This is a genomic window from Rhodococcus sp. AW25M09 (assembly GCF_000333955.1).
Taxonomy (GTDB): Bacteria; Actinomycetota; Actinomycetes; order Mycobacteriales; family Mycobacteriaceae; genus Rhodococcoides.
In genome coordinates, this window is record NZ_CAPS01000086.1 from 1 (window position 1) to 25,676 (window position 25,676).

Here is a 25,676-nt window from a genome sequence, read left to right on the forward strand (position 1 = left end):
GTCTCGTGGTAAACCCCCACGTCTGTGCTGGATCCCACTCGTTGATTGAACGCCTTCCATGCAGGCATGTGCGGGTCGAGCGGGTTTTTAGCGAATGCTTCGAGTTCATCGAAGCTTCGCCAGTACTGCACTACGGTGACGGTGCGACCACCCATGGATGCGCGAGCACACAACAGTCCTTTTTCGGGGTGCGATCGCAGTTCTCGCAACATTCGAGGCATGGCCACGAATGGCCGGATCCATTTGTGCACTTTCCAGAATTTATTGATACGCATACCGATGATAAAAACGACGAAATCGTCGTCGACTTCTGCGGTGTAACGGCCCGCGTGGACCTGCGGTCGAAGCACGGCGATGTGTCCTCTCCTCATTCAGGGCCGACAAGTGCGACCGTTGACAGATAGTGACAGTATCCATAACCGATAGTGCTACTATCCGTAGGTGATGTCAAGGGCCACCCTATGAGGATTTCCGAGCTCAGCGAACGCAGCGGCGTGTCCATCGCTTCCATCAAGTACTACCTACGCGAAGGCCTGCTGGCCGGCGGTTTACGAACAGCGACCAACCAGGCGGTGTATGGGGAGCAACACCTCCGCAGGTTGCGCCTCGTCAGAGCCCTCATCGAAGTCGGAGGGTTGTCGATAGCGCACGTGCGCGCGGCAATAGCTGCCGTAGATGACGATTCGACGTCGATGCATGACACGTTCGGCGCGGTCATGCATGGTCTCGATAAGGTCCAACCAGGTGAGGACGATGCCGACGTGCTCGCAGCTTACGACGAGGTGCAAGCATGGCTGGCCTCGAGAGGCTGGACAGTCGACCAGGATGCGCCAGCACAACACCGACTGGCGGAGCTAGTCGCGACCTTGCGCAGGTTCGATTTCCCCGCGGCGCTGACCGATTTCGATGTTGCCGCCGACAACGTGGAACGAACCGCCGACAGCGAGGTACGTTACGCCCGAGCGCAGGATGACCGTACTGCGTCCGTCGAGACGATGCTCATCGGCACTGTGATACTCGAGCGGGCGATTGTCGAAGTACGCCGTCTCGGTCTCGAAGCTGCCAGCTTCAAAATCGAGAACACGTGTCCAGATCCTCGGTCCGGCGTATGAAATCGTCATCTGCAGGCTCGATGGCCAAGCGCAGCGTTCCCGGTGTGGATAACTCTGCTCGTCGACAACGAACACTGCCCGGCGAACGTTGCGCGGACCGGGCGGGGTGGCCTTTCCGGGACTACAGGAAGCTACCGGCTCGGGCCGCGAGGTCCAGCACGGGCTGAGGGAAGACTCCCAGGACCACGGTGACGACCACCGATACCCCGATTGCGCACGACACCGATGCCGTCGGGCGCACCATCGTTACGGTCTTCTCGGTGGGATCGGTGAAGAACATCAGCACGATCACTCGAACGTAGAAGAACGCCGCAATCGCGCTACACACCACTCCCACCACGACCAGCGCGGCTCCCCCGGCGCCCGAGGCTGCACTGAACACGGCGAATTTGCCGATGAACCCACTGGTGAGCGGGATACCGGCGAACGAGAGTAAAAACAATCCGAACACCGCGGCAATCAGCGGCGAGCGACGACCGATACCCGCCCACCGCTCCAGATCACCGACCTCACCGCGTTCGTCTCGGGCCAGACCGATGATCGCGAATCCCCCCAGAGTGCTGAACGCGTAGGCCAACAGGTAGAACATCGTGGCCGAGACACCCGAATCCCCCACATCACCTGAATTACCCACATCACCTGAATTACCCAGAGCAGTCACTCCGGTGAGGATGAATCCCGTATGCGCCACGGACGAGTAGGCCAGCATGCGCTTGACGTCGGTCTGAGTCACTGCCACCACGGAACCGAGCACCATCGTTGCGATGGCCACAACCCACAGCATTGGCCGCCAACTCGACTCGAGACCGGGCAACGCCATGCCGAAAACGCGCAGAATCGCGCCGAAGGCCGCCACTTTGGTCACCGTTGCCATCATCGCCGTCACTGGCGTCGGTGCGCCATGGTAGACGTCGGGAATCCACGAATGAAACGGCACTGCACCGACTTTGAACAGCAGCCCCACGGCCAGCAGAGCAGTACCGATCAACGCGAGTGATCTGCCTTGGCCGTCCACTGCAATAGCGTCGGCGATGCCGTCCAACCGGACGGTACCGGCATAGCCGTACAGAAACGCGACTCCGAACAGGAAAAATGCCGACGAGAAAGCGCCCAGCAGAAAGTACTTCAGCGCTGCTTCCTGGGACAGTAGCCGGCGTCGCCGGGCCAGACCGCACAACAGATACAGCGGAAGAGACAGTACTTCCAATGCGACGAACATCGCCAGCAGATCCGCGGACGCCGGAAACAGCAGCATGCCGCCGATCGCGAACATCGCCAGCGGAAAGACCTCGGTCTGAGCAGCTCCAGCGTCGACGGCTTCTCGCTCTGCCACGCTTCCTGGAGTGGTGGAGGCCTGGGGCGTGAACGAGTCGATTCGGCGCTCGGCACCGGCCCCGGTGACTGCGACGGTGCGTTCCGCCAGGAGCGCGAGGGCCGGAATCGCCACCAATACAACGGTTCCCTGTAGAAACAGCGTCGGCCCATCGATGGCGACGGCCCCGGACATAGCGGAAGCCTCGGTGCCGGCCAGACCGAGGACAGCAGCGAGTGCCGCCACCAGACCCGCGAGCGCAAGACCCAGATGCGTTGCGCGACGTGCTCGCATCGGCACGAACGCTTCGACGAGGACCCCGAGAACCGCGACTCCGAACACGATCAGCATCGGCGACAGCAGCCCGTACTGCACCTCTGGTGTGGTCATCGCTGACCTCCTGAACTGTCGACGATCGTGGGTTGCACTGCCGGAGTGATGACATCGAGCGCCGGTTTCGGATATACCCCGAACACGATGAGCAGTGCGATCAGCGGAACCACCACCACCAACTCGCGAGGGACGAGATCGGAGATCTTCTCGTTGCCCCCACGGACCGGCCCCGTCATCACCCGCTGATAGAGCCAGAGGATGTAGATCGCCGACAGGACAAGCGCCCCGGTGGCCACGATCGCGGCGACACCGTACCGACCGAATGTGCCGATCAATACCAGGAATTCACTGATGAACGGAGCAAGACCGGGAAGCGAGAGCGTGGCCAGTCCCGAGATCAGGAAGGTTCCGGCGAGCACCGGCGCGACCTTCTGCACACCGCCGTAGTCTGCGATCGCCCGTGAACCACGACGGGACACGAGGAATCCCGCGATCAAGAACAATGCGGCAGTCGAGATTCCGTGATTGACCATGTACAGCGTGGCACCGGCCTGACTCTGTCCGGTCATGGCGAAGATGCCGAGAATGATGAATCCGAAGTGCGAAATCGAGGTGTACGCAATCAGTCTCATCATGTCGGTCTGACCGATCGCCAGTATCGCCCCGTACACGATGCCGATCACCGCAAGGGTGATGATCCACGGCGCGAACGTCTGCGAAGACCCGGGAAAGAGCTCGAGGCAGAAACGCAGCATCGCGAACGTACCCACCTTGTCCACCACGGACATCATCAGCACGGCCGTCGCGGGAGTGGACTGTACCGCGGCGTCGGGTAGCCACGTATGGAATGGCCACAGCGGTGCCTTGATCGCAAAGGCGAACATGAAGCCCAGGAACAGCGCGTTGAGCACCGCCGGATCCACACCGAGCCCGCCCGATGCCGCGGTGTCCGCAATCGTGCGCAGATCGAACGTTCCCCCGTCGAACGGGCCCTCCGGCCTGGCGGTGACGACGTACAACCCAATGACGGCAGCCAACATCACCAATCCGCCGAACAGGTTGTACAGCAGGAATTTCACCGCAGCACGAGTTCTCTCGGTGCCGCCGGAGTGGAGCCCGCGGAACGACCCGTCGGGACCGGAGTGGAGCCCGCGGAACGACCCAGAAGCATTACCGAATCCGCCGATGAGGAAGTACATCGGAATCAACATCGCCTCGAAGAAGATGTAGAACAACAACACGTCCAGCGACAAGAACGAGACGATCACCATCGACTCGACCACCAGAATCAAGGCCATGTAGGTGTGCGAGACCCGACGTGATCCGTAGTTCGCTACGCGGCTGCCGTCGTGCCAGCCCGCGACGAGCAGCAGTGGGGTCAGTACGGTGGTGAGCATTACCAGCACGAGGCCGACTCCGTCGAGGCCGAGCGTGTAGCGCGCACCGAACGCTGCTATCCACGAATGGTCTTCGACGAACTGATAGCGGTCTCCGCCGGAATCGAACAACACTGCGAGTGCCACCGAGATCGCGAGGGTGCCGGTCGCGAAACCCACGGCGACGCCACGTGCGATCGTCGGTCGGTCGGCGGGTACCAGGGCGACGATGATCGCGCCGAGAATCGGGAGTACCCACAACACCGTCAATCCGGGAATCGTCACAGGACCACCACCATCAGAACGACGAGAACGGCCCCCGCGAACATCGCCAACGCATAGGACCGCACATATCCGGTCTGCAGCCGCTGGGAGCGAGTCGATACGTTACCGATCGATCTCCCCACACCATCCACGACGGCGTCGATGCCCGCCGAGTCGGCGTACACCAATGCGCGCGTGAGCTTGTGCCCTGGACGCATGAATGCGGCCTCGTTGACGGCGTCTCCGTACAGGTCGGCCCGCGCTGCTCTGGTCAGCGGTGACACATCCTCGGGTGGTGTCGGGGGAACCTCGCGGGCGATGTACTTGCTGTACGCGACACCGACGCCCGTGAGCACCACCACCAGTACTGCGACGGTGATGACCCAGGCCGGTATCGCGTGCTCTTCTTCGGCCGAGCCCACGATCGGTTCGAGCCATGTCTCCAGGCGTCCGCCCACAGCCAGGAACGCCCCCGCAGCCACCGAACCGAAAGCCAAGACGATCATCGGAGCTGTCATCGTCGCCGGTGCCTCGTGCGGATGTGCCTGCGCCGCCCACCGTTTCGGGCCGAAGAACGTCATCAGCATCACCCGCGTCATGTAGAACGCGGTCAATCCTGCGCCGAGCAACGTCACGCAGCCGAGCACCGCGCCGGCCACTCCCCCGGCCGCGAAAGCAACCTCGATGATCGGATCCTTGGCGAAGAAGCCGGAGAACGGCGGTACCCCGATGATGGCCAGGTAACCGAGACCGAACGTGACGAAGGTGATCGGCATCGCGACGCGGAGCCCGCCGAACCGTCGCATGTCGGTTTCGTCGTTCATCGCGTGCATCACCGAGCCCGCACCCAGGAACAGGCCGGCCTTGAAGAAACCGTGCGAGAGCAACAGCGCGATGGCGAAGGGATACCCGGACGGGCCGAGTCCGGCGGCGAGCACCATGTACCCGATCTGGCTCATCGTGGACGCCGCGAGCGCCTTCTTGATGTCGTCCTTCGCGCAACCGATGACTGCACCGAACAGCAGCGTGACCCCGCCGACGGTGACGGTGGCCGCTCGCGCAACCGGCGATGCCTCGAACACCGGTCCCGATCGAACGATGAGATACACCCCAGCGGTCACCATTGTCGCTGCATGGATCAGTGCCGAGACCGGCGTCGGACCCTCCATCGCATCGCCCAGCCACGATTGCAGCGGCACCTGTGCCGACTTCCCGCAGGCCGCCAACAACAGCATCAGCGCCATGGCGGTCGCCACCGACTCGCCCGCGCCGCCGATTCCGGCGAACACCACGTCGTACTGCACCGACCCGAAGTTCACGAACATGATCATCAGGGCAACGGCCAAGCCGATATCGCCGACGCGGTTGACCACGAACGCCTTTCGGGCGGCCGATGCTGCGGACGGCTTGTGCTGCCAGAAGCCGATGAGCAAGTACGAGGCCAGACCCACTCCCTCCCAACCCACGTAGAGACCGAGAAAGTTATCGGCGAGCACCAGCAGCAGCATGGCCGCGAGAAACAGGTTGAGGTACGCGAAGAAGCGTCGACGCTCCGCGTCGTGACTCATGTACCCGATCGAATACACGTGAATCAACGACCCGACTCCGGTGATCAAGAGGACGAAGCAGATCGACAACTGATCGGCTCGAAGGCCGAAGTCGACCTGCAGCTGGTCGACCGGAACCCACCGGAACAGGGTCTGGGTGAGTGCTCGGCTCGACTCTTCGCGTCCGAGCATCGAGGCGAATACCAGTGCCGCGACGACGAACGACGACACTGCTGCTGCCGTCGCAACCAGGTGGCCCGAGGAGTTGGTGCGCCGTCCACCGAGCAGCAGGGCGGCCGCACCGAACGCCGGCAGAGCCGGGAGAAGCCACAGTATCGACATCATTTCTGCTCCCCCGTCAGTTCTTCATCAGTGAGTTCTCGTCCATCGAGATCGAGCGACGAGAACGGAAGATGGCCATGATGATCGCCAGGCCCACCACTACCTCGGCAGCAGCGACCACCATGGTGAAGAACGCGAACAACTGCCCGTCGAGATTGCCGTGCATGCGGGAAAACGTGACGAACGCGAGATTGACTGCGTTGAGCATCAATTCGATGCACATGAACACGATGATCGCGTTTCGCCTGACGATGACGCCCGCCGCGCCGATGGTGAACAGCAGCACCGACAGGTAGAGGTAGTTCTCGGGATTCATCGCTGGTCACCCCCGTCCACCTTGTACTGGCTCCGTGGATCGGCGAACAGTGCGTTGACCGAGGACTCGGACTCGGTTCCATCCGGGAGCAGAGCGCGGCGATCGACGCCGTTGTGACGGGCGAATACACCGGGGCTCGGCAGCGGTGTCACCCTGGAGCCGTCGCGGAACCGATCCTGCGACATCTCTCGCTGACCCTTGACCGGTCCCAGAGCTTCTCGGTGCGCCAGAATCATCGCCCCGATGGTGGCCGTGATCAACAGCGCCCCGGTCAGCTCGAACGCCCAGACGTACTCGACGAAGATGAGCTCCGCGAGACCCTCGACGTTTCCGGTGGAGTTGGCTGAATCGAGCCCGGCGAAGTCGAGCCGACCGCCGCGGGCAGCGTCACGTAGCAGTACCCCGATGATCAACAGTCCGAAGCCGATTCCGATGACCACGGCCGCGATGCGGTGCCCTCGCAGGGTCTCCGTCAAGGATTCAGAGCTGTCGACTCCGACGAGCATCAGCACGAACAGGAACAGCATCATCACCGCGCCGGTGTAGACGACGATCTGCACGACACCGAGGAACAGTGCCCCCTGTGCCATGTAGAAGGTCGCGAGCACCACCATGGTCGCGGCGAGAAACAGCGCCGAGTACACGGCTTTGGTGCTCATCACCACGCCCAACGCACCGATGACCGCGACGACACCCAAGCTCCAGAACTGAACGGCCTCACCGGTGGACGTCGCCTCGAGAGCGAGCTGCACGGCCACTACCTGCGCAGTCATCGAACCGGACCGCCCTCGGTTTCGGCCGCACCCTCGTCACCGGTGACGATGCCGCGGTAGTAGTCCTCGGCCGAGCAACCCGGTGCCATCGCATGCGGCGGTGCCACCATGTCGGGCTCCATCGGTGCCAGCAGTGCTTCCTTCTCGTAGATCAGATCTGCCCTGTTGTCACCGGCGAGTTCGTACTCGTTGGTCATCGTCAGAGCCCTGGTAGGACATGCCTCCACACACAGTCCGCAGCCGATGCACCGCAGGTAGTTGATCTGGTAGACCCCTCCGTATCGCTCGCCGGGTGAGAATCGTTCGGTCTCGGTGTTGTCGGCGCCTTCGACGTAGATGGCGTCGGCCGGGCAGGCCCACGCACAGAGCTCGCAACCGATGCACTTCTCGAGGCCGTCGGCGTACCGATTGAGCTGATGCCGGCCGTGGTATCGAACCTCGGTCGGCTTCTTCTCTTCCGGATACAGTTCGGTCTCGGGCTTTTTGAACATCGTGGCGAAGGTGACGCCGAATCCGGCGATAGGTCCGAGAAATTCAGGCATCGGCGTTCTCCTTCTGTGTCGTGGTCGCGCGTGACCGAGTGCCGGCGTGCCGGCTCCGAACAGTCGAGTCCGTGGCCGGGATGGGAGGTATCGGGAATCCGCCTGACATCGCGTCGAACTCGGCGACGGGCGGAGTCGGCGTCACATGTCGACCACGTGCACGTCGCCGCACCATGAGCAACAACGAGGCCAGCACTGCTGCGGCGAAGATCATCGACACGATGAACGTGATCAGGGGCACGTCGAACCGATCGGCGCCGACCACCCGCACGGTCGCGATCACCATCACCCAGATCAGGGCAACGGGAATGAGGATCTTCCAACCGAAGTTCATGAACTGGTCGTACCGCAACCTGGGCAGAGTCGAACGCAGCCAGATGAAGACGAACAGGAACACCCAGACCTTGAGGGTGAACCACAGAACCGGCCACCAACCGGAATTGGCACCGCTCCACAGACTCAACGGAATCGGCGCGTGCCAGCCGCCGAGGAACAGTGTGGTCGCCAGTGCCGACACGGTCACCATGTTGATGTACTCGGCAAGCATGAACATCGCGAAACGCAGTGAGGAGTACTCCGTGTGGAATCCTCCCACCAGCTCCCCTTCTGCCTCGGGCAGATCGAACGGAGCACGATTGGTTTCTCCGACCATGGCCGTCACGTACACCAGGAACGACGGCAACAGCAGAAATACGTACCAGGTGTTCTGTTGCGCAGCAACGATTCCGGACGTCGACATGGTGCCCGCGTAGAGGAATACTGCGGCGAAAGACAGACCCATCGCGACCTCGTACGAAATCACCTGTGCCGTCGAACGCAGAGCGCCGAGCAACGGATACGTCGAACCCGACGCCCAGCCGGCCAGCACGATCCCGTACACACCTATCGAGGTGACGGCGAGAATGTACAGAACCCCCACCGGCAGGTCGGTCATCTGCAACGGAGTGGTGGTGCCGAACACCGATACCTCGGGCCCGAACGGGATCACTGCGAATGCCATGAATGCGGGCACCACCGAGATAATCGGAGCCAGAACGTAAATCGGCTTGTCGACGCCGGTCGGAGTGATCCCCTCCTTCAGCGCGAGCTTGATCCCGTCCATCAACGACTGCAATATTCCCCATGGGCCGACCCGGTTGGGCCCCACCCGCATCTGCATCCACGCCATGATCTTGCGCTCGGCATAGATCGCGACCAGCGGCGTGAGCACCAGGAAGACGAAGACTGCCAGGGCTTTACCGAGAACCAACCACCACGGGTCGGTGCCGAACATCGACAGATCGGGCGGCGCGGCGACAATCACGACGACACCCCCTCGTCGAGACGTGCCTCGGGAACCGCTGTCTCTGTACGCAGCCTCACCAGATCACCCGACGCCGCGCCGAGAGAGCGGTAGACCGCCGAGCCGGGCGAGTTCATCGGCACCCACACCACGCCGTCGGGCAGATCGGTGATCATCAGCGGCAGCGAGATCGAACCGCGGTCGGTCTCGACACTCACTCGATCACCGCGCTCTGCTCGGATGCCCGAGGCCGTCGCCGCAGACAGTCGGACGACCGGCTCCCGAGCGGTTTTCGCGAGGTTCTCTTCGCCGTCCTGCATCCGTCCCGAATCGATGAGCATCCGCCAGGTAGCGAGGATCGCGTGACCGGGAGGCGGTGACGGCATGTCCGCGCGCGGAGCCACCCGAGTTGCGGTGGTCCGCGGGCCGTTCCAGGTACCCAAGCGCGCCAGCTCACCTCGCGCTGCGGCCGCGTCGGGCAGCGACAGTTCGACGCCCATCTGTGCGGCGATGGCGTCGAGTACTCGTTGATCGGGCAGTACCGCTCCTGCACCGAGCGCTGTGTCGAAGGTGCGATGCCTCCCCTCCCAGTCGACGAACGTTCCCGGCTTGTCGACCACCGGAGCCACTGGGAACACCACGTCGGCGCGCTCGGTCACCGCACTGTGTCGCAGCTCGAGGCTGACCACGAACGCCGATCGGTCCACTGCGTCCAGCGCACCGTGAGGATCGGGTAGATCGTCGAGATCGATTCCTGCCGTGATCAATGCGCGATCCGGACCGGCGCTCGCCAGGATCGCCGCGGTGTCGCGCCCCGCCTCCGGGGGGAGATCGGCCTGCCCCCACACGGCCGCGACCTCGGCGCGTGCTGACGAATCGGCCACCGGCCGCCCACCCGGCAGGAGATTCGGGAGCGCGCCGGCGTCGAGGGCACCCCGTTCTCCTGCACGCCGCGGAATCCAGGCCAGGTTCGCACCGGTGTCGTCGGCCAACGCCGACACTGCGGACAGTCCGCCGGGAACGGAGCCGAGCCGCTCTCCCACGAGAACGATCGACCCTGGCTCTCGAAGAAGCCGAGCCACCGATTCGGTGCTTCGATCGCCGACGCGCAGCGCGGCCAGCCACTGCGGCTCGTCACCGGGAATCGCTTGCAGTAGAACCCCATCCAGCTTGCGCAGGCCCCGGCTGGCCCAGGGCGCGACCGACGCGACCACAACGCCACGGGTGCGGTGTGCTGCGCGAAGCCGAAGGAACACCAACGGCGACTCTTCCTCGGGCTCGAACCCGACCAGCAGCACCACGGGGGCATTCTCGAGGTCGCTGTAGGTGACACCCATCCCGGTCGCCGCGATACGAGCAGCCAGGAACTCTGCTTCCTCGGCGCTGTGATTGCGGTTGCGAAAGTCGATGTCGTTGGTGTGCAGCACTGTTCGAGCGAACTTGGCGTAGGCGTAGGAGTCTTCGAGGGTCGACCGCCCGCCCACGAGCACCGCTGCTGATCCGACCGACGCGGCCAATCCCGTTGCCGCGACGGCCAGTGCAGCCGACCACGACGTCTCGACCAGAGCACCCGATTCGTCTCGAATCATCGGCGAGGTGATGCGGTCTGCTTCGGTGGCATATTTGAACGCCCAGCGACCCTTGTCGCAGTTCCATTCCTCGTTGACCTGGGGATCGTCTCCCGCCAGACGACGTAGAACCTTGCCGCGGCGGTGATCCGTGCGCTGAGCGCATCCCCCCGCGCAGTGCTCGCACACGCTAGGCGACGAGGTGAGATCGTATGGCCGCGCCCGGAACCGATATTCGGTGTTGGTCAGGGCCCCCACCGGGCAGATCTGAACGGTGTTTCCGGAGAAGTAGGAGTCGAACGGTTCGTTGCCGAAGATGCCTACCTGCTGCACCGCTCCGCGTTCGAGAAGCTCGATCGAGGGATCCCCGGCGACCTGGGACGCGAATCGAGTGCATCGAGCGCACAGGACGCAGCGCTCCCGATCGAGCAGAATCTCGGCCGACAACGGAATCGGTTTGGGGTACGTTCGTTTGGTCTCGGAGAACCTGGACTCTGTCCGTCCCGCAGACATCGCCTGGTTCTGCAGCGGACACTCGCCGCCCTTGTCGCACACCGGGCAGTCGAGCGGGTGATTGATCAGCAACAATTCCATGACGCCGCGCTGCGCCTTGTCCGCCGCGTCCGACGTCACCTGCGTGCGTACGATCATGCCCTCGGACACCGTCGTCGTGCAGGATGCCAGCGGCTTGCGTTGCCCCTCGACCTCCACCAGACATTGCCGACACGCCCCCACCGGATCGAGCAGAGGATGGTCGCAGAAGCGTGGAATCTGCACCCCCATCGACTCGGCAGCACGGATCACCAACGTGCCCTTCGGAACACTGACTTCGCGGTCGTCGATGGTCAGCGTCACCAACTCCACCGACACTTCCGTCATGACGTCAACTCCTCGGCCATCAGGGTCGATCGGTGCGGATCGAACGGGCATCCCTGCTCGATCACGTGCCGAACGTATTCGTCGCGAAAGTGCGCCAGCGAGGAGACGATAGGACTCGCAGCACCGTCTCCCAACGCGCAGAACGATTTACCGGCAATGCCGTCCGCGATATCGAGCAGGGTGGTCAGATCGGCTTCGGTGCCGGTACCGCCGTCGAGTCGACGCAGTATCTGCACCAGCCAGTACGTTCCCTCTCGACACGGTGTGCATTTTCCGCAGGATTCGTGCGCGTAGAACTCCGTCCATCGCAGCACCGCTCGCACCACACAGGTCGTGTCGTCGAATATCTGCAGTGCCTTGGTACCCAACATCGATCCGGCCGCTCCGACGCCCTCGTAGTCGAGGGGAACGTCGAGGTGATCGCCGGTGAACATCGGCGTCGACGATCCTCCCGGCGTCCAGAACTTCAGTTCGTGTCCCGGCCTGACTCCGCCTGCGTAGTCCAGTAATTCCCGCAGGGTGATCCCCAACGGGGCCTCGTACTGCCCCGGGCGGCGGACGTGGCCCGAGATCGAGTACAGCGTGAAACCGGGTGACTTCTCGCTGCCCATCGAACGGAACCACTCGATTCCCTTGCGCAGAATCACCGGAACGCTGGCAATCGATTCGACGTTGTTGACCACGGTCGGACGCGCGTACAGGCCCGCTACTGCGGGGAACGGTGGACGCAGCCGAGGCTGTCCGCGCCGGCCTTCCAGTGAATCGAGAAGGGCTGTCTCTTCACCGCAGATGTACGCACCGGCACCGGCGTGGATCACCAAGTCGAGGTCGAATTCCGATCCCAGTACGCCGTTGCCCAGATATCCGGCCGCGTAGGCCTCGGCGACGGCCGCCTGCAGCCTGCGCAACACCGGCACCACCTCACCGCGGACGTAGACGAAGGCGTGCGATGCGCGAATCGCATACGCAGCGATGATGATTCCCTCGATCAGAGTGTGCGGACTCGCCAAGAGCAGTGGCATGTCCTTGCAGGTACCGGGCTCGGACTCGTCGGCGTTGACCACCAGGTAGTGCTCTCTGCCGTCGTGCTGCGGTATGAAGCTCCATTTCGTTCCGGTCGGGAAGCCCGCACCGCCCCGGCCACGCAACCCGGATTCCTTGACGAACGCGATGAGGTCATCGGGTTCCATGGCAAGGGCCTTCTCGAGCCCTCCGTATCCGTCGTGACTTCGATAGGTATCGAGAGTCCACGAGTTCTTCTCGTCCCAGAACTCGCTCAACACCGGCGTCAGGGCCATGTGGAATCCCCCTTCGTCGGTGGATCGGTTTCGGTGGTGTTCGGCTGTGGGGGCACGGTCTCGGTGGTACCGGCCTGCGGCGGCACGGTCTCGGTGGTACCGGCCTGCGGCGGCACGGTCTCGGTGGTACCGGCCTGCGGCGGCACGGTCTCGGTGGTACCGGCCTGCGGCGGCACGGTGGCCGAGGGGGCAGGTGCCGGCTTGTCTCGTACCGTCTCTGTCACTGCTTCGGGTACCGGATCGGGGTGCTCGGCGTTGGGTCGCCCTACGGCCTCGGGTGCCGACATTGCATGCTCACGCGCGTACCGCAGCCCCACTAGGCTGGCTTCACCTGCGCTGCCGGAGGATTCGAGTGCCCCGGGTCGATCGTCGGCAAATCCGGCGAGGATGCGTTCGGTCTCGCGAAACGTGCACAGTGGTGCGCCGCGCGTAGGGGTGACCTGTGCACCGGATCGAAGCGCATCCACCAGCTCGCGCGCGGTCGAGGGAGTCCTGTTGTCGAAGAATTCCCAATTGACCATCATCACCGGTGCGTAGTCACACGCAGCATTGCACTCGATGTGTTCGAGGGTGATCTTGCCGTCTTCGGTCGTCTCGCCGTGGCCGATGTCGAGGTGATCCCGAAGTGCGTCCATGATCGCGTCGCCGCCCATGACGGCACACAGGGTGTTGGTGCACACTCCGACGCGGTACGTGCCCGTGGGCTCGCGTCGGTACATGGAGTAGAACGTCGCGACCGCGGTCACCTCCGCTCCGGTGAGTTCGAGTACCTCGGCGCAGAACTCGATGCCCGCGGGCGTCAGATGACCGTCCTCGGATTGCACCAGGTGCAGCAGTGGCAGCAACGCGGAACGGGCCTGCGGATAGCGAGCGACGATGATGTCGGCGTCCGCGCGCAGACGGGTCAGGACATCGGGAGGATACGATGCTCGTGCGCCGGGGCCGACCAGTTGCACCGCCTCATCGGGGCGCGCTCCCAGTTGAATCAACACCGGCTCCGACGGCTGTGCGGTCATCGGTCCACCCCGCCCATCACCGGGTCGATACTGGCGACCGCCGCGATGACGTCGGAGATCATGCCGCCCTCGCACATCGCGGCAACCGCCTGCAGGTTGGTGAAGGACGGATCTCTGAAATGCACGCGGTAGGGCTTCGATCCGCCGTCGCTGACGATGTGTACGCCCAGCTCGCCTCGCGGCGACTCCACCGAGGACAGCACCTGACCGGCCGGGACCCGCATCCCCTCGGTCACCAGTTTGAAGTGGTGAATCAGAGATTCCATCGACGTGTTCATGATGGTGCGCACGTGGTCCTGAGAGTTGCCGAGACCGTCCGGTCCCGAAACCAGTTCGGCGGGCCAGGCGATCTTCTTGTCGTCGATCACGACAGGCCCCGGCCGAAGGCGATCGAGGGTCTGCTCGACGATCTTGAGTGATTCCTTCATCTCCTCCACCCGAATCAGATAACGCCCATAACAGTCGCTTCCGGTATCGGTGACGACATCGAACTCGTAGTTCTCGTATCCGCAGTAGGGATCGGATCGGCGCAGATCGTAGGGCAGCCCGGTGGACCGAAGCACCGGGCCGGTGACGCCGAGGGCCATGCATCCGGTGAGGTCCAGATATCCGACGTTCTCGGTTCTGGCCTTCCAGATCGGGTTGTCGTTGAGCATGAGTTCGAGATCTCGGAGCCGTCCGGGCAGCACCCGCAGAAGCTCGCGTACCTTCTCGATCGCGTCACCCGGCAGATCCTGAGACAGCCCACCTGGACGGATGTAGGCGTGATTCATCCGGAGCCCGGTGATGGCCTCGAAGACGTCGAGAATCAGCTCTCGCTCGCGGAAGCCGAACAACATCGCCGTCACCGCACCCAATTCCATACCCCCCGTTGCCAATGCGACCAGGTGCGACGAAATTCGGTTGAGCTCCATCAGCATCACTCGAATGACGGTCGCCCGCTCGGGGACGTCGTCGGTGATGTCGAGCAACTTCTCCACTCCGAGGCAGTAGGCGGTCTCGTTGAAGAACGGTGACAGATAATCCATGCGGGTGACGAAGGTGACGGCCTGTGTCCAATTGCGATATTCGAGGTTCTTCTCGATTCCGGTGTGCAGGTAGCCGATCCCGCATCGGGCCTCGGTGACCGTTTCGCCCTCGATCTCGAGAATCAACCGCAACACACCGTGCGTGGACGGGTGCTGCGGCCCCATGTTGACCACGATCCGTTCGGTGCTCGATTCGCGCGCCAGTTCGACGACGTCGTCCCAGTCCTGGCCCGATACGGCGTAGATCGTCTCGTTCGTTGCGCTCATCAGTTGTACGACCTGCGCTCGTTGGGAGGCGCCACACGAGCGCCCTTGTACTCGATGGGAATTCCGCCCAGCGGATAGTCCTTGCGCTGCGGGTGACCGACCCAGTCGTCGGGCATCTCGATCCGCGTCAGGGCAGGGTGGCCGTCGAAGACGAGTCCGAAGAAGTCGTAGACCTCGCGCTCGTGCCAGTCGTTGGTCGGATACACCCCGCACAGCGAGGGTGTGTGTGGATCCGCGTCGGGTACGGCAACTTCGAGTCGAACGCGCCGCCCGTGGGTGATGGACACCAGGTGGTACACCGCACGCAATTCGCGGCCGACCTGGTCCGGATAGTGCACGCCCGATGCGCCCGTGCACAATTCGAATCGGAGCTCCTCGTCGTCCCGCAGCACTCGGGCCACGGTGGGCACATACTGCCGCTCGAGATGCAGCGTCAACTCGCCCCGATGAATCACCACCCGTTCGACGGCATCCTCGAATGGAACCGCAGTATCACCGGATTCGAGAACTGTGGCCAGCCGGTCGACAAGAGCGTCGAAGTAGCCGCCGTAGGGCCGCGCGGCCGTGTCCATCGGTGCCACCGGCGGCTGCAGTCGTCCGTAACCGGAGGTGTCTCCCGTCCCCCGGACACCGAACATCCCGCCGGGCCCGCGGGTGGTCATCGCAGCAGCCCCTTCAGATCGATCGTCGGGGTGGACGAGAGCGCCGCAGCTTCGGCGGCCGCACGCACCTGCTCGCGATTGACACCGAGCGGCATCTGCTGAATCTTTTTGTGCAGCTCCAGGATTGCGTTCAGCAACATCTCCGGTCGTGGTGGACAACCAGGGAGGTAGATGTCGACGGGGACTATGTGGTCGACGCCCTGAATCACCGCGTAGTTGTTGAACATTCCGCCCGAGGAAGCGCAGACCCCCATGGCCAGAACCCATTTCGGTTCGGCCATCTGGTCGTACACCTGTCGCAGCACCGGGCCCATCTTCTGGCTGACGCGGCCGGCCACGATCATCAAATCCGCCTGACGCGGGGATGCGCGAAATGCCTCCATGCCGAATCGGGCGAGGTCGAACCGGCCGGACGTGGTCGCCATCATCTCGATCGCGCAGCACGCGAGACCGAAGGTGGCAGGCCACAACGAACCCTTACGGGCGTAACCGGCCAGCCCTTCGACAGTGGTCAGCAGAAATCCGCTGGGTAGCTTCTCTTCGAGTCCCATCGATCACGCTCTTTCGCATCCGCTTCAGTGAGAACAGTGCTTTGCTCTCGGTCGATCAGTCCCAACCGAGTCCGCCTCGTCGCCACTCGTAGACGTAGGCCACCGACACGTTGACGACGAACAGCAACATGGCGACGAGCCCGAACACACCCAGTACGTCGAGGTGGACGGCCCACGGATAGAGAAAGACGATCTCGATGTCGAAGATGATGAACAGCATCGCCGTCAGGTAGAACTTCACCGGAAATCGTTGCCCGGTAGGCGCGTGCATCGTCGGCTCGATACCGCATTCGTATGCATCGAACTTGGCTCGGTTGTAGCGGGCAGGCCCCACCATGGTGCCGACCATCACCGAGAACACCGCGAATACGACCGCAATGGCACCGAGAACGAGGATCGGAACGTAGGCGTTCATTCGGGCATCCGCTCCCTCGATCGACGACCGCGGCGTCGCGAAGTAAATGCAACGGCCGTACCAATGTGACCTGAAACACACAGTATGGGGTCGGTGCGGATCTCGCGGGATTTCGAGCAGGCCAGTTTCGTAAACCGTTGACGCCCATGGCCCACCCGAATCCAGACGCCATTCAAGGTGTGACTTACATCACTTACCCTCGAGCTGTCGGCTCGATGAGACGGATGGCGAGCGCATCCGACTTCGGCGTCGATCTAACGGGACGGTGCGCCGGACCTCGGGTTCAGAGAATGCGCCCTCAGTAGATCGACCACAGCACGTCCGAGCCGAATCGGATCCAGCGGGTGGGGAACAGCAGCCTCCGCGCGAGACCACTCCGCCAACCACGCGTCGTCCGGACGTCCGATGAGCACCAAGACCGGCGGACAGCTGTCGATCTCGTCCTTGAGTTGCTTCGCCAGGCCGAGGCCGCCGACCGGCGAGGACTCGCCGTCCAGTATTGCCAAATTCACGCCGCCGGCATCCATGTGCTCGACGACGACGGCCGCTGTAGCGATGTCGATGTACTCGATCTCGCCGAGTGCAGAATCCGGTCGTGTGCCCACCGCAGACCTCACGTGGGCCCGCGTCCCGGCATCGCTGCTGTAGACGAGCACCCGCACACGGGGTGCTCGATTCTTTCCTGCTGTGACGTCGGACACAGGCCGATGCTACCGCGACACACCCGAGGAGGGACCGAAACCGTCTGGGCCGAAACGACCTGGGCCCACATGCATTCGGCGCTCGCAGTTGCTCGTCAGGACCCGATGGTGACGATCACCGCGGCAGGCTCGGCGGTGGTGGTCACCGTGAACCCGGGCCGATCGGTACCAACACCGATGAACGATTGCGAGATTCCGCCTGGATCGGCCAGAAAATCGACCGAGACCACGGCGGAATCGGCACTGCCCGCAATACGTCCCGGCCCGGCGTACGAGGTGAAGCTGTCGTCGGATTCCGTCGATGCGCCGGACAGGTCCACCTGGAGGACAGATTTCCCGGGTATCGCCACCGGTTCACTCGTGGCGTACCGGACGGCCTCGTCGACATACCTGACGGTGTACGACACCGGCCCGTTGCCTGCCAGCCGGTACTCGACGGCAGAGGGCCCGTCGAGCACGACGTCGGTGACACCGACCGGTGACATACCCGAGTACCGGGGACCGTCGAGGCTCGGTGGGAGTTCCGGAATCACGGCCGGTGGAACGACGGCGGTCGGCGGAACAGCGAACGGATCACCGACCACCAAGGATCCGGTGGCCGTGGAGTAGTTCGTGTTCGCCGAGACTTCGTCGACTTCACGCGCGAGATCACCGTCGGAACAGCCCGCGAGACCGCCGATCACGAGCAATCCCGCGGCCGAGAGCGTGACCGAAGCGCTGCGGCGACTGCTGTGCATGGCCATACCGTACTGAAGAAACCGTTCGGTTCGGTAGTGGTGTGCCACTCCGATTCGGTCACGGTTACACCGACCGCCGATCCTGCTAGCGTCGGAGCATGGAGCCGAAGAGCTATTCGTCAGGTGAGCGCGTGTTCGGACCGCCCAACGGGACGTTCGACGCGGATTGGGCTGCGACAGCACTGCGCTCGAACCGACCGGAGTTGGATCATCCCACCTCGGTTCGGCTCGTCGAGCAGGCCTGGGAGCTTCTTCGGTCGCAGGATCTGCGCGGCGAGAGGCTCACGGCTGCACTCGACCTCGAGCCGGGGCTTGCCGCCGCGGTGTCCGCGGTCGCCACCGAGACCGCGGAGCTGTACCTCGACCCCAGGTAGTGACCGGATCCTAGTTCAGCGCGAAGAACTGCTCTTTGGCGAATCCGACCACCAGCACCGCAGTTCCCCCGATCTCTCCGATGATCAACAACACCATGAACGCGTGAGTTCCTGGAACGGGGTGGACGAACTGATTCTCGGTGTCCCGGCGAATCCCGTGCACGGTGTAGCCGACGATCGCACCCACGAAGAACACCAACACCACCGATGCCGCGATCAGATCGACCGGGACCGGCCAAGCACTGAAGTGCGCGAGAACGGCCAGTAAGAGTGCGGCGAACGAGTACATCAGCGCCGCTCGATGGGCGATGTCGACGTATCGATGTGCCGTCCCGTCTGCCGACGTCGACATCTGGCGATACTTGAGTACCCCCAACCCCAGTGCCCACAGGAGCAGTAGGCCTGCCGCGAGGACTATGACCTTCGTATCCAGTTCCAACTGCATTGTCGGCTCCCCCATTCGGTTCCGCGCCGAACGTATCACCGTCACCTGTCTTGGTACCGTGCGGCAATGCCTGTCGACCCCACCCTGTCTCAGAGCGCCTTCGGCCTCCGCTTCGAGTGGGGCCTCTCGGGTGCCGATGCGATCGTCGACGGCACCGATGTTGCCGTGATCGTCGATGTCCTCTCGTTCACCACAACTCTGACGGTGGCGATGGATGCGGGTATCGACGTCATTCCGAGTCGATGGCGCGACGACCGAGCCTCGCAGCTGGCCGAAGAGTTCGACGCGGTCCTCGCCGTCGGCCGCTCGGCGGCTGCGCCGGGGCAGATCAGCTTGTGCCCGGCGACTGTCCGAACCTCCCCTGCTCCCGTGCGCCTGGTGCTGCCGTCGCCGAACGGCTCCACCATCGCAGACGAGCTGTCGAGCAGGGTCGACCTGTGTGTCGGTGCGTCGCTCAGAAATGCCGTCACAGTCGGGCAGTGGATACGCGCCACGAGGCCGAATGCGGTGATTGCCGTCATAGCAGCCGGGGAACGGTGGCCCGATGGATCCTTGCGTCCCGCCGTCGAGGACCTGTGGGGTGCGGGCGCAGTCATCGCCGCGCTGCTCGATTCCGGGGTCGCCGACGCATCTGCAGAGGCGGCGACGGCCGCTGCGGCCTGGCGAGCCGTCGAACGCGATGCGGGCTCCGAGCTGCGGCGCAGCGCGTCCGGGCGAGAATTGGACGCCATGGGGCATCCAGAGGACGTGTCGATCGCCGCCGAGGTCGGTTCGAGTTCGTGCGTGCCGGTCCTGCGCGGTGGGGTGTTCGTCGACGCCACTCGATGACGGGACGCCCGAGGTTCCACGACGCCCCGAAATGCCGGACCGACGTGGCCGATCATGTCCGATATTTGGATCGGAACCCCTAATCACGGATCATACGGTGGTGAGTACGGAACGAGTCGCCCCGAAGACCACCGTCGTTGTACCGACGTACAACGAGCGCGAGAACCTCCCCAAGCTCGTCGAGTTGCTCGCCGGGCTGAAGGTCGAGGGCCTCGGAGTGCTGGTCGTCGACGACAATTCCCCCGACGGAACCGGCGACGTCGCCGACAAATTGGCCATCGACGGCCCTCTCGAGGTCAGCGTTCTACACCGCACCGAGAAGAACGGACTGGGCCGTGCATACGTGGCGGGCATGACGCGGGCCCTCGACGAAGGCGCGGACATCGTGATCCAGATGGATGCCGATCTCTCGCACCCCACCGAGGTGATCCCGGCCATGATCGACAAGCTGAACACCACCGACGCGGCCGTGGTGCTGGGTTCGCGCTACGTTCCCGGGGGTGCCGTTGCCGCAGATTGGCCCTGGCACCGCAAAGCACTGTCGGCGTGGGCGAATTTTTATGTGAACACGATCCTGCGCCTCGGCGTCAAGGATGCGACCGCAGGGTTCAAGGCGTGGCACGCGCGCACTCTGCGGACCATCGATGTGGGATCGGTCGAGAGCAACGGCTATGCGTTCCAGGTCGAGATGAACTACCGGACCGTCAAGCACGGCCTCGTTCTCGCCGAAGTGCCGATCACGTTCGAGGAGCGCAGCGAGGGCGAATCCAAGATGAGCCTATCGGTACAGCTCGAATCGGCGCTGGTGCCCTGGAAGTTGTTGCTGGGCAAGAAGAAGCTTTGACCGACGCTCTCATGCTGAGTCCTTGATCGTCGCGGCGTACACGTCGACGTATTCCTGACCCGACAGGTCCGACAGCGCCGCCATCACCTCATCGGTCACCGCCCGCAGAATGGCCTTGCTGTTCTCTCCCCCAACGTATCTGGTGAAGTCCAGTGGCTCGCCGACGACCATGCTCACCTTGCTCGGGCGCCACATCCTCGACCCCACCGGGTTGAAACGGAGCGTCCCGCGCATCACCACCGGCACGACGGGCGCACCTGTCTCGATCGCGACCCTCGCCAGCCCGGTCTTGCCCTTGTAGAGCCGGCCGTCAGGCGATCGTGTGCCTTCCGGATACACCGCCCACAGGTTTCCCTGTCGAAGCAGAGCTTTCGCTGTCTCGAGTGCCGGAGCCGAGGCAGCTGCCCCGCTTCGGTCGACGGGCACCTGACCTGCAGCGTAGTAGAACCAGCGAAGTGCTGCCCCTTTGATTCCAGTGCCGGTGAAATACTCGCTCTTGGCGATGAAGGTGACCCGACGGCGAACCAGGAGAACGAGGAAGAACGAATCGACGACGGTCAGATGGTTACCGGCAACGATCACCGGCCCCGTCCGCGGAAGATTTTCCCCTCCGACCACCGACGGTCGACCGAGAATACGAAGAATCGGCCCGATCAAGACGTATTTGAAAAGCAGATACCACATCGTTCGGTCCTCTCGGGTGGACAGCATCACCGCAGAGCGTAGAGGTGCTGACCGCCCGAGCGGTAACGCGCGAAGTCAGCGTGTCACACGGATTGCCCGAACATACTGTCGGACGTCGAACGCGCTACCGCCGTTCGACGCGCTGATTGCCGCACTGAACTCCACCCGGCGCCTTCGAACCGATCACTGACGGTCTCGAGGTGAGGGCACTGATCCGCCGCGCGGTACGCGACGTGATCGGTGCCGCTAGCGAACCAGCGACCTGACCGACGCGGGTAGTTGCCGGACGTTCTTGTACGGACCGACCACGGCGGCACCGAACGGACGATCGAGCAACACCGCAGCGACTTCACGCACCTCGTCGTTGCTGACGCTGTCGATTCTCGCCAGGGTGTCGGTGATGTCGCGATGATTGCCGTAGTTCAATTCACTACGACCGATCCGGTTCATCCGGGAGCCCGAATCCTCCAGTCCCAGAACCAATCCGCCGCGAAGTGACCCTTTGGCGCGAGCGCACTCCGCATCGGTGATGCCGTCGGCGGCGACCTGGGCCAGTACTTCGCGGATCACCGTCGTCACTTCACCCAGATTCTCCGGCTGGCATCCCGCGTATACCGAGAAGGCACCACTGTCGGCAAAGGTGTCCACCGACGAATACACCGAATAGGCCAGCCCTCGCTCTTCCCTGATCTCCTGGAACAGCCGGGAACTGAGCCCGCCGCCCACAGCCGAGTTGAGCACCGACAACGCCCAGCGATGCCCTTCGTGACGGCCGAACGCCCGCACTCCCAGACACAGATGTGCCTGCTCGCTGTCCCGGGTCGTCAGGCTCAAGGTGGGAGCGCTCCGCACTCGCGCCGTGCCACCACGTCGTTCGGCCGGCTTTACGCCCTTGACCAGATGACCGGAGAAGGCGCGCCGCACGAGCGAGACGATCTGCTTGTGATCGACGTTGCCCGCCACTGCGACGACCATTCGCTGTGGCGTGTACCGACGCACATGGAACGAGTGCAGTTGTGCACGGGTCATCGACTCGATGGACTCGACGGACCCGATGATGGGACGTCCGATCGGGTGATCGCCGAACATTGCCTCGAGAAATGCGTCGCCGAGCAGATCCTCGGGATCGTCGTCGCGCATGGAGATCTCTTCGAGCACCACCTGGCGCTCGACGTCCACATCGGCCGAGCGGCACCGACCGCGAAGGACGACATCGCTGACCAGATCGATGGCCAATGCGACATCCTCGTCGAGCACATGTGCATAGAAGCACGTGCTTTCCTTGGATGTGAACGCATTCAGCTCTCCCCCGACACCGTCCATCACCTGAGCGATCTCGAGCGCGCTGCGCGTCGGTGTCGACTTGAACAGCAGATGCTCGAGGAAGTGGGCTGCGCCGGCAACACTGGGTTGCTCGTCCCTGGAGCCGACTCCGACCCACACACCGACCGACGCCGAGCGCACACCCGGAACGAACTCGGTGACGACCCGAAGCCCACCGGGCAACGTGGTCCGCTGGACGCCCGTACTGACGTCGGTGTTGTCCGTAACGGCCGAACGGTACGTCCCGAGGGGACGTACCGTTCGACTCGGTTGCTTCTTACTCAGCGCTGACCTCGGCGGGTGCCTCGGGAGCGTCGGCGGGAGCAGCCGCGTTGTCGTCCTCGACGGGAACGAGGCTGATCTTGCCGCGGTTGTCGATATCGGCGATTTCGACGCGCAACTTGGATCCGACGCTCACGACGTCCTCGACCTTGTTGATGCGCTTGCCGTTACCGAGCTTGGAGATGTGCACCAACCCGTCGCGGCCCGGGAGCAGCGAAACGAATGCACCGAAAGCCGTTGTCTTGACGACGGTTCCGAGGAATCGCTCGCCGACCTTCGGCAGCTGCGGGTTGGCGATGGCGTTGATCATGTCGATCGCGGCCTGTGCGGACGGGCCGTCCGCTGCACCGACGTAGACAGTGCCGTCATCTTCGATCGAGATGTTGGCACCGGTCTGCTCGGTGATGGAGTTGATCATCTTGCCCTTGGGTCCGATGACCTCGCCGATCTTGTCGACCGGCACCTTGATCGCGGTGACGCGAGGTGCGTACGGGCTCATCTCGTCCGGGGTGTCGATGGCCTCGGCCATGACCTCGAGGATCGTCGTACGGGCATCCTTGGCCTGCGACAGCGCGCCGGCGAGCACCTTGGAGGGGATGCCGTCGAGCTTGGTGTCGAGCTGGAGTGCGGTGACGAAGTCCTTCGTTCCGGCGACCTTGAAGTCCATGTCCCCGAACGCGTCCTCGGCACCGAGGATGTCGGTGAGGGCGACGTAACGGGTTTCGCCGTCGACCTCGTCGGAGACGAGACCCATGGCGATACCCGCAACCGGGGCACGCAACGGCACACCGGCGTTGAGCAGCGACAGTGTCGATGCACAGACCGAGCCCATCGAGGTCGAGCCGTTGGAGCTCAAAGCCTCGGAGACCTGGCGGATGGCATACGGGAACTCTGCCTGGCTGGGCAGAACCGGCAGCAGGGCGCGCTCGGCCAGTGCGCCGTGGCCGATCTCGCGACGCTTCGGCGAACCGACGCGGCCGGTCTCACCGGTGGAGTACGGCGGGAAGTTGTAATGGTGCATGTAACGCTTGCTCGTCTCGGGCCCGAGCGAGTCGACCTGCTGCGCCATCTTGACCATGTCGAGGGTGGTGACGCCCAGGATCTGGGTCTCGCCGCGCTCGAACAGGGCCGATCCGTGGGTGCGCGGAATGATCGCGACCTCGGCTGACAGCGAGCGGATGTCGGTGATGCCGCGGCCGTCGATACGGAAGTGATCGGTAAGGATGCGCTGGCGAACCGACTTCTTGGTCAGTGCACGGAATGCCGCACCGATCTCCTTCTCGCGGCCGACGAAGCTGTCTCCGACGGACGTCATGACCTGAGCCTTGACCTCGTCGAGCTTGCTCTCGCGCTCGGCCTTGCCCGCAATGGTCAGTGCCTCGTTCAGCGGAATCTTCGCGGCGTTCTCGACGGCCTCGAAGACGTCCGTCTGGTAGGCCGGGAAGACCGGGTAGTCGCCGGTCGGCTTGGCTGCCTTGGCAGCGAGCTCCTGCTGCGCGGTGCACAGTGCAGCGATGAACGGCTTCGATGCCTCGAGACCCTCGGCGACGACTGCCTCGTTGGGGGCGGTGGCACCGCCGTCGATGAGCTCGATGACGTTCTCGGTGGCCTCGGCTTCGACCATCATGATGGCGACGTCGGCATCGGCACCGGAACCGGAGACGATGCGGCCGGCGACGACCATGTTGAACACGGCCTTCTCGAGCTGCTCGTTGGTCGGGAACGCGACCCACTGCTTGTCGATCAGTGCGACACGGACGCCGCCGATCGGGCCGGAGAACGGCAGGCCGGCGATCTGCGTCGAGGCCGACGCCGCGTTGATCGCGACGACGTCGTACAGGTCGGCCGGGTTGAGGCTCATCACCGTGATGACAACCTGGATCTCGTTGCGGAGACCGTCGACGAACGTCGGGCGCAGCGGCCGGTCGATGAGGCGGCAGGTGAGGATCGCGTCGGTGGACGGGCGGCCCTCGCGGCGGAAGAACGATCCGGGGATGCGTCCCGCGGCGTACATGCGCTCTTCGACGTCGACCGTCAGCGGAAAGAAATCGAATCCCTCGCGGGGGTGCTTGCCTGCGGTCGTTGCCGACAGCAGCATGGTGTCCTCGTCGAGGTACGCAGCAACCGCGCCTGCGGCTTGCTGTGCGAGGCGGCCGGTCTCGAAGCGGATACTCCGCTTGCCGAACGTGCCGTTGTCGATGATTGCGGTTGCTTCGTAGACGCCCTCTTCGACGTCCGAAGTTGTGGTTTCCGACATATGTTCTGTTCTCGTCCTCTCGTCTTTGCCGTGCCCGCGTGGACACACCACGAGCCCTCCTGGCTGTGGCGGCATACCTGTGCCGTCCATCTCCGAGAGCTCGTCTCGGGACGCGGCTGCGCGGAGGCGGCCATCGATCGAAGCCCGCCGGATCTCGTATCCGAAAGGCCACTACCGAAGACCGACACCACGTCGTGACAGGCATACACGGCGGTGTGCGGATGCCGTGCATCCGCTTCTCGTGCTGGCATAACTGTTTCTGCGGTACAAACACAGACAGCCAACGAGGCTCAGTCTAAACACTGCCTCGTTGGCTTC

25 protein-coding genes are annotated in these 25,676 nt (G+C 63.7%); 4 read left to right on the forward strand and 21 right to left on the reverse strand.

The genetic code is table 11. From position 1 onward, the window contains the following. A partial coding sequence (locus RHODMAR_RS17560; protein WP_042939750.1) for a DUF4188 domain-containing protein occupies positions 1-350 on the reverse strand: 350 nt, incomplete at its 3' end. Between the two features lie 111 nt (positions 351-461). Here RHODMAR_RS17560 and RHODMAR_RS17565 point away from each other — a divergent pair. Continuing rightward, on the forward strand, positions 462-1,112 hold the full coding sequence (locus tag RHODMAR_RS17565) for a MerR family transcriptional regulator (protein WP_008717011.1): 651 nt from the start codon (positions 462-464) through the stop codon (positions 1,110-1,112). Between the two features lie 121 nt (positions 1,113-1,233). Here the strand turns inward: RHODMAR_RS17565 and nuoN are convergent, their stop codons facing one another. The 16 genes from nuoN to RHODMAR_RS17645 form a co-directional block, all read right to left on the reverse strand. Further along, positions 1,234-2,814, reverse strand: coding sequence for an NADH-quinone oxidoreductase subunit NuoN (gene nuoN / locus RHODMAR_RS17570; RefSeq protein WP_008717014.1), 1,581 nt, complete (start codon positions 2,812-2,814; stop codon positions 1,234-1,236). Beyond that, positions 2,811-4,418, reverse strand: coding sequence for an NADH-quinone oxidoreductase subunit M (locus RHODMAR_RS17575; RefSeq protein ID WP_008717016.1), 1,608 nt, complete (start codon positions 4,416-4,418; stop codon positions 2,811-2,813). Before RHODMAR_RS17575 ends, nuoN begins: the two co-directional genes overlap by 4 nt. Beyond that, positions 4,415-6,289: an NADH-quinone oxidoreductase subunit L gene (nuoL, locus tag RHODMAR_RS17580; protein ID WP_008717018.1), complete on the reverse strand. Its 1,875-nt coding sequence runs from the start codon at positions 6,287-6,289 to the stop codon at positions 4,415-4,417. Before nuoL ends, RHODMAR_RS17575 begins: the two co-directional genes overlap by 4 nt. Positions 6,290-6,302: 13 nt before the next feature. After that, complete coding sequence (gene nuoK / locus RHODMAR_RS17585; RefSeq protein ID WP_008717020.1) at positions 6,303-6,602, reverse strand: NADH-quinone oxidoreductase subunit NuoK; 300 nt, start codon at positions 6,600-6,602, stop codon at positions 6,303-6,305. Continuing rightward, positions 6,599-7,375 (reverse strand): NADH-quinone oxidoreductase subunit J, encoded by a 777-nt coding sequence (locus RHODMAR_RS17590; protein ID WP_008717022.1) that lies wholly within the window; start codon positions 7,373-7,375, stop codon positions 6,599-6,601. The genes nuoK and RHODMAR_RS17590 overlap by 4 nt, the downstream gene beginning before the upstream one ends. Continuing rightward, complete coding sequence (nuoI, locus tag RHODMAR_RS17595) at positions 7,372-7,917, reverse strand: NADH-quinone oxidoreductase subunit NuoI (RefSeq protein WP_008717024.1); 546 nt, start codon at positions 7,915-7,917, stop codon at positions 7,372-7,374. The genes RHODMAR_RS17590 and nuoI overlap by 4 nt, the downstream gene beginning before the upstream one ends. After that, the gene (nuoH, locus tag RHODMAR_RS17600; protein WP_042939753.1) at positions 7,910-9,190 is read right to left on the reverse strand and encodes an NADH-quinone oxidoreductase subunit NuoH; all 1,281 of its coding nucleotides are present in this window, start codon (positions 9,188-9,190) and stop codon (positions 7,910-7,912) included. The genes nuoI and nuoH overlap by 8 nt, the downstream gene beginning before the upstream one ends. Positions 9,191-9,216: 26 nt before the next feature. Further along, positions 9,217-11,646 carry an NADH-quinone oxidoreductase subunit G gene (locus RHODMAR_RS17605; RefSeq protein ID WP_008717035.1) on the reverse strand — a complete coding sequence of 810 codons (2,430 nt, stop codon included), beginning with the start codon at positions 11,644-11,646 and terminating at the stop codon, positions 9,217-9,219. Next, positions 11,643-12,944 (reverse strand): NADH-quinone oxidoreductase subunit NuoF, encoded by a 1,302-nt coding sequence (gene nuoF, locus RHODMAR_RS17610; RefSeq protein ID WP_008717038.1) that lies wholly within the window; start codon positions 12,942-12,944, stop codon positions 11,643-11,645. Before nuoF ends, RHODMAR_RS17605 begins: the two co-directional genes overlap by 4 nt. Further along, positions 12,935-13,960, reverse strand: coding sequence for an NADH-quinone oxidoreductase subunit NuoE (gene nuoE, locus RHODMAR_RS17615; RefSeq protein ID WP_008717040.1), 1,026 nt, complete (start codon positions 13,958-13,960; stop codon positions 12,935-12,937). Before nuoE ends, nuoF begins: the two co-directional genes overlap by 10 nt. Continuing rightward, a complete protein-coding gene (gene nuoD / locus RHODMAR_RS17620) occupies positions 13,957-15,255 on the reverse strand; it encodes an NADH dehydrogenase (quinone) subunit D (RefSeq protein ID WP_008717043.1) in 1,299 nt (432 codons plus the stop codon). Before nuoD ends, nuoE begins: the two co-directional genes overlap by 4 nt. Then, positions 15,255-15,917: an NADH-quinone oxidoreductase subunit C gene (locus tag RHODMAR_RS17625; protein WP_008717045.1), complete on the reverse strand. Its 663-nt coding sequence runs from the start codon at positions 15,915-15,917 to the stop codon at positions 15,255-15,257. Before RHODMAR_RS17625 ends, nuoD begins: the two co-directional genes overlap by 1 nt. Continuing rightward, entirely contained in the window at positions 15,914-16,468 is a 555-nt protein-coding gene (locus tag RHODMAR_RS17630; protein ID WP_008717047.1) for a NuoB/complex I 20 kDa subunit family protein, read from the reverse strand. Before RHODMAR_RS17630 ends, RHODMAR_RS17625 begins: the two co-directional genes overlap by 4 nt. A 55-nt stretch (positions 16,469-16,523) precedes the next feature. After that, complete coding sequence (locus tag RHODMAR_RS17635; RefSeq protein ID WP_008717049.1) at positions 16,524-16,883, reverse strand: NADH-quinone oxidoreductase subunit A; 360 nt, start codon at positions 16,881-16,883, stop codon at positions 16,524-16,526. Between the two features lie 254 nt (positions 16,884-17,137). Beyond that, positions 17,138-17,584: a hypothetical protein gene (locus RHODMAR_RS17640; protein ID WP_042939745.1), complete on the reverse strand. Its 447-nt coding sequence runs from the start codon at positions 17,582-17,584 to the stop codon at positions 17,138-17,140. Positions 17,585-17,679: 95 nt separating this feature from the next. Next, on the reverse strand, positions 17,680-18,321 hold the full coding sequence (locus RHODMAR_RS17645; protein ID WP_157226134.1) for an AMIN-like domain-containing (lipo)protein: 642 nt from the start codon (positions 18,319-18,321) through the stop codon (positions 17,680-17,682). 98 nt (positions 18,322-18,419) lie between these two features. On the opposite strand from RHODMAR_RS17645, the gene RHODMAR_RS17650 reads away from it, so the two are divergent. After that, entirely contained in the window at positions 18,420-18,695 is a 276-nt protein-coding gene (locus RHODMAR_RS17650; RefSeq protein ID WP_008717056.1) for a hypothetical protein, read from the forward strand. Positions 18,696-18,705: 10 nt separating this feature from the next. On the opposite strand, the gene RHODMAR_RS17655 is transcribed toward RHODMAR_RS17650, so the two are convergent. Continuing rightward, a complete protein-coding gene (locus RHODMAR_RS17655; RefSeq protein WP_008717058.1) occupies positions 18,706-19,140 on the reverse strand; it encodes a hypothetical protein in 435 nt (144 codons plus the stop codon). A gap of 66 nt (positions 19,141-19,206) precedes the next feature. On the opposite strand from RHODMAR_RS17655, the gene RHODMAR_RS17660 reads away from it, so the two are divergent. Then, positions 19,207-19,968, forward strand: a complete 762-nt coding sequence (locus RHODMAR_RS17660; protein WP_008717059.1) for a 2-phosphosulfolactate phosphatase — start codon at positions 19,207-19,209, stop codon at positions 19,966-19,968. Positions 19,969-20,068: 100 nt separating this feature from the next. Further along, complete coding sequence (locus RHODMAR_RS17665; RefSeq protein ID WP_042939748.1) at positions 20,069-20,812, forward strand: polyprenol monophosphomannose synthase; 744 nt, start codon at positions 20,069-20,071, stop codon at positions 20,810-20,812. Positions 20,813-20,821: 9 nt separating this feature from the next. Here RHODMAR_RS17665 and RHODMAR_RS17670 read toward each other — a convergent pair whose 3' ends face one another. From RHODMAR_RS17670 to RHODMAR_RS17680, 3 genes are all read right to left on the reverse strand, one after another. Beyond that, positions 20,822-21,496, reverse strand: a complete 675-nt coding sequence (locus RHODMAR_RS17670) for a lysophospholipid acyltransferase family protein (RefSeq protein WP_008717063.1) — start codon at positions 21,494-21,496, stop codon at positions 20,822-20,824. 246 nt (positions 21,497-21,742) lie between these two features. Then, the gene (locus tag RHODMAR_RS17675) at positions 21,743-23,002 is read right to left on the reverse strand and encodes a M16 family metallopeptidase (protein ID WP_008717065.1); all 1,260 of its coding nucleotides are present in this window, start codon (positions 23,000-23,002) and stop codon (positions 21,743-21,745) included. A gap of 94 nt (positions 23,003-23,096) precedes the next feature. Beyond that, positions 23,097-25,358, reverse strand: a complete 2,262-nt coding sequence (locus RHODMAR_RS17680) for a polyribonucleotide nucleotidyltransferase (protein ID WP_008717066.1) — start codon at positions 25,356-25,358, stop codon at positions 23,097-23,099. Positions 25,359-25,676 lie beyond the last annotated feature (318 nt).

What these genes read in the sequence shown, in the direction of transcription:
- RHODMAR_RS17650 (WP_008717056.1), top strand. Translation starts at nt 18,420, where the DNA reads ATGGAGCCGAAGAGCTATTCGTCAGGTGAGCGCGTGTTCGGACCGCCC.
- RHODMAR_RS17635 (WP_008717049.1), bottom strand. Translation starts at nt 16,883, where the DNA reads ATGAACGCCTACGTTCCGATCCTCGTTCTCGGTGCCATTGCGGTCGTA.
- nuoE (WP_008717040.1), bottom strand. Translation starts at nt 13,960, where the DNA reads ATGACCGCACAGCCGTCGGAGCCGGTGTTGATTCAACTGGGAGCGCGC.
- RHODMAR_RS17670 (WP_008717063.1), bottom strand. Translation starts at nt 21,496, where the DNA reads ATGTGGTATCTGCTTTTCAAATACGTCTTGATCGGGCCGATTCTTCGT.
- RHODMAR_RS17655 (WP_008717058.1), bottom strand. Translation starts at nt 19,140, where the DNA reads ATGCAGTTGGAACTGGATACGAAGGTCATAGTCCTCGCGGCAGGCCTA.
- nuoD (WP_008717043.1), bottom strand. Translation starts at nt 15,255, where the DNA reads ATGAGCGCAACGAACGAGACGATCTACGCCGTATCGGGCCAGGACTGG.
- nuoI (WP_008717024.1), bottom strand. Translation starts at nt 7,917, where the DNA reads ATGCCTGAATTTCTCGGACCTATCGCCGGATTCGGCGTCACCTTCGCC.
- RHODMAR_RS17660 (WP_008717059.1), top strand. Translation starts at nt 19,207, where the DNA reads ATGCCTGTCGACCCCACCCTGTCTCAGAGCGCCTTCGGCCTCCGCTTC.
- RHODMAR_RS17630 (WP_008717047.1), bottom strand. Translation starts at nt 16,468, where the DNA reads ATGGGACTCGAAGAGAAGCTACCCAGCGGATTTCTGCTGACCACTGTC.
- RHODMAR_RS17680 (WP_008717066.1), bottom strand. Translation starts at nt 25,358, where the DNA reads ATGTCGGAAACCACAACTTCGGACGTCGAAGAGGGCGTCTACGAAGCA.
- RHODMAR_RS17645 (WP_157226134.1), bottom strand. Translation starts at nt 18,321, where the DNA reads ATGCACAGCAGTCGCCGCAGCGCTTCGGTCACGCTCTCGGCCGCGGGA.
- RHODMAR_RS17605 (WP_008717035.1), bottom strand. Translation starts at nt 11,646, where the DNA reads ATGACGGAAGTGTCGGTGGAGTTGGTGACGCTGACCATCGACGACCGC.
- nuoL (WP_008717018.1), bottom strand. Translation starts at nt 6,289, where the DNA reads ATGATGTCGATACTGTGGCTTCTCCCGGCTCTGCCGGCGTTCGGTGCG.
- nuoN (WP_008717014.1), bottom strand. Translation starts at nt 2,814, where the DNA reads ATGACCACACCAGAGGTGCAGTACGGGCTGCTGTCGCCGATGCTGATC.
- RHODMAR_RS17590 (WP_008717022.1), bottom strand. Translation starts at nt 7,375, where the DNA reads ATGACTGCGCAGGTAGTGGCCGTGCAGCTCGCTCTCGAGGCGACGTCC.
- RHODMAR_RS17565 (WP_008717011.1), top strand. Translation starts at nt 462, where the DNA reads ATGAGGATTTCCGAGCTCAGCGAACGCAGCGGCGTGTCCATCGCTTCC.
- nuoK (WP_008717020.1), bottom strand. Translation starts at nt 6,602, where the DNA reads ATGAATCCCGAGAACTACCTCTACCTGTCGGTGCTGCTGTTCACCATC.
- nuoF (WP_008717038.1), bottom strand. Translation starts at nt 12,944, where the DNA reads ATGGCCCTGACGCCGGTGTTGAGCGAGTTCTGGGACGAGAAGAACTCG.
- RHODMAR_RS17625 (WP_008717045.1), bottom strand. Translation starts at nt 15,917, where the DNA reads ATGACCACCCGCGGGCCCGGCGGGATGTTCGGTGTCCGGGGGACGGGA.
- nuoH (WP_042939753.1), bottom strand. Translation starts at nt 9,190, where the DNA reads ATGTTCGGCACCGACCCGTGGTGGTTGGTTCTCGGTAAAGCCCTGGCA.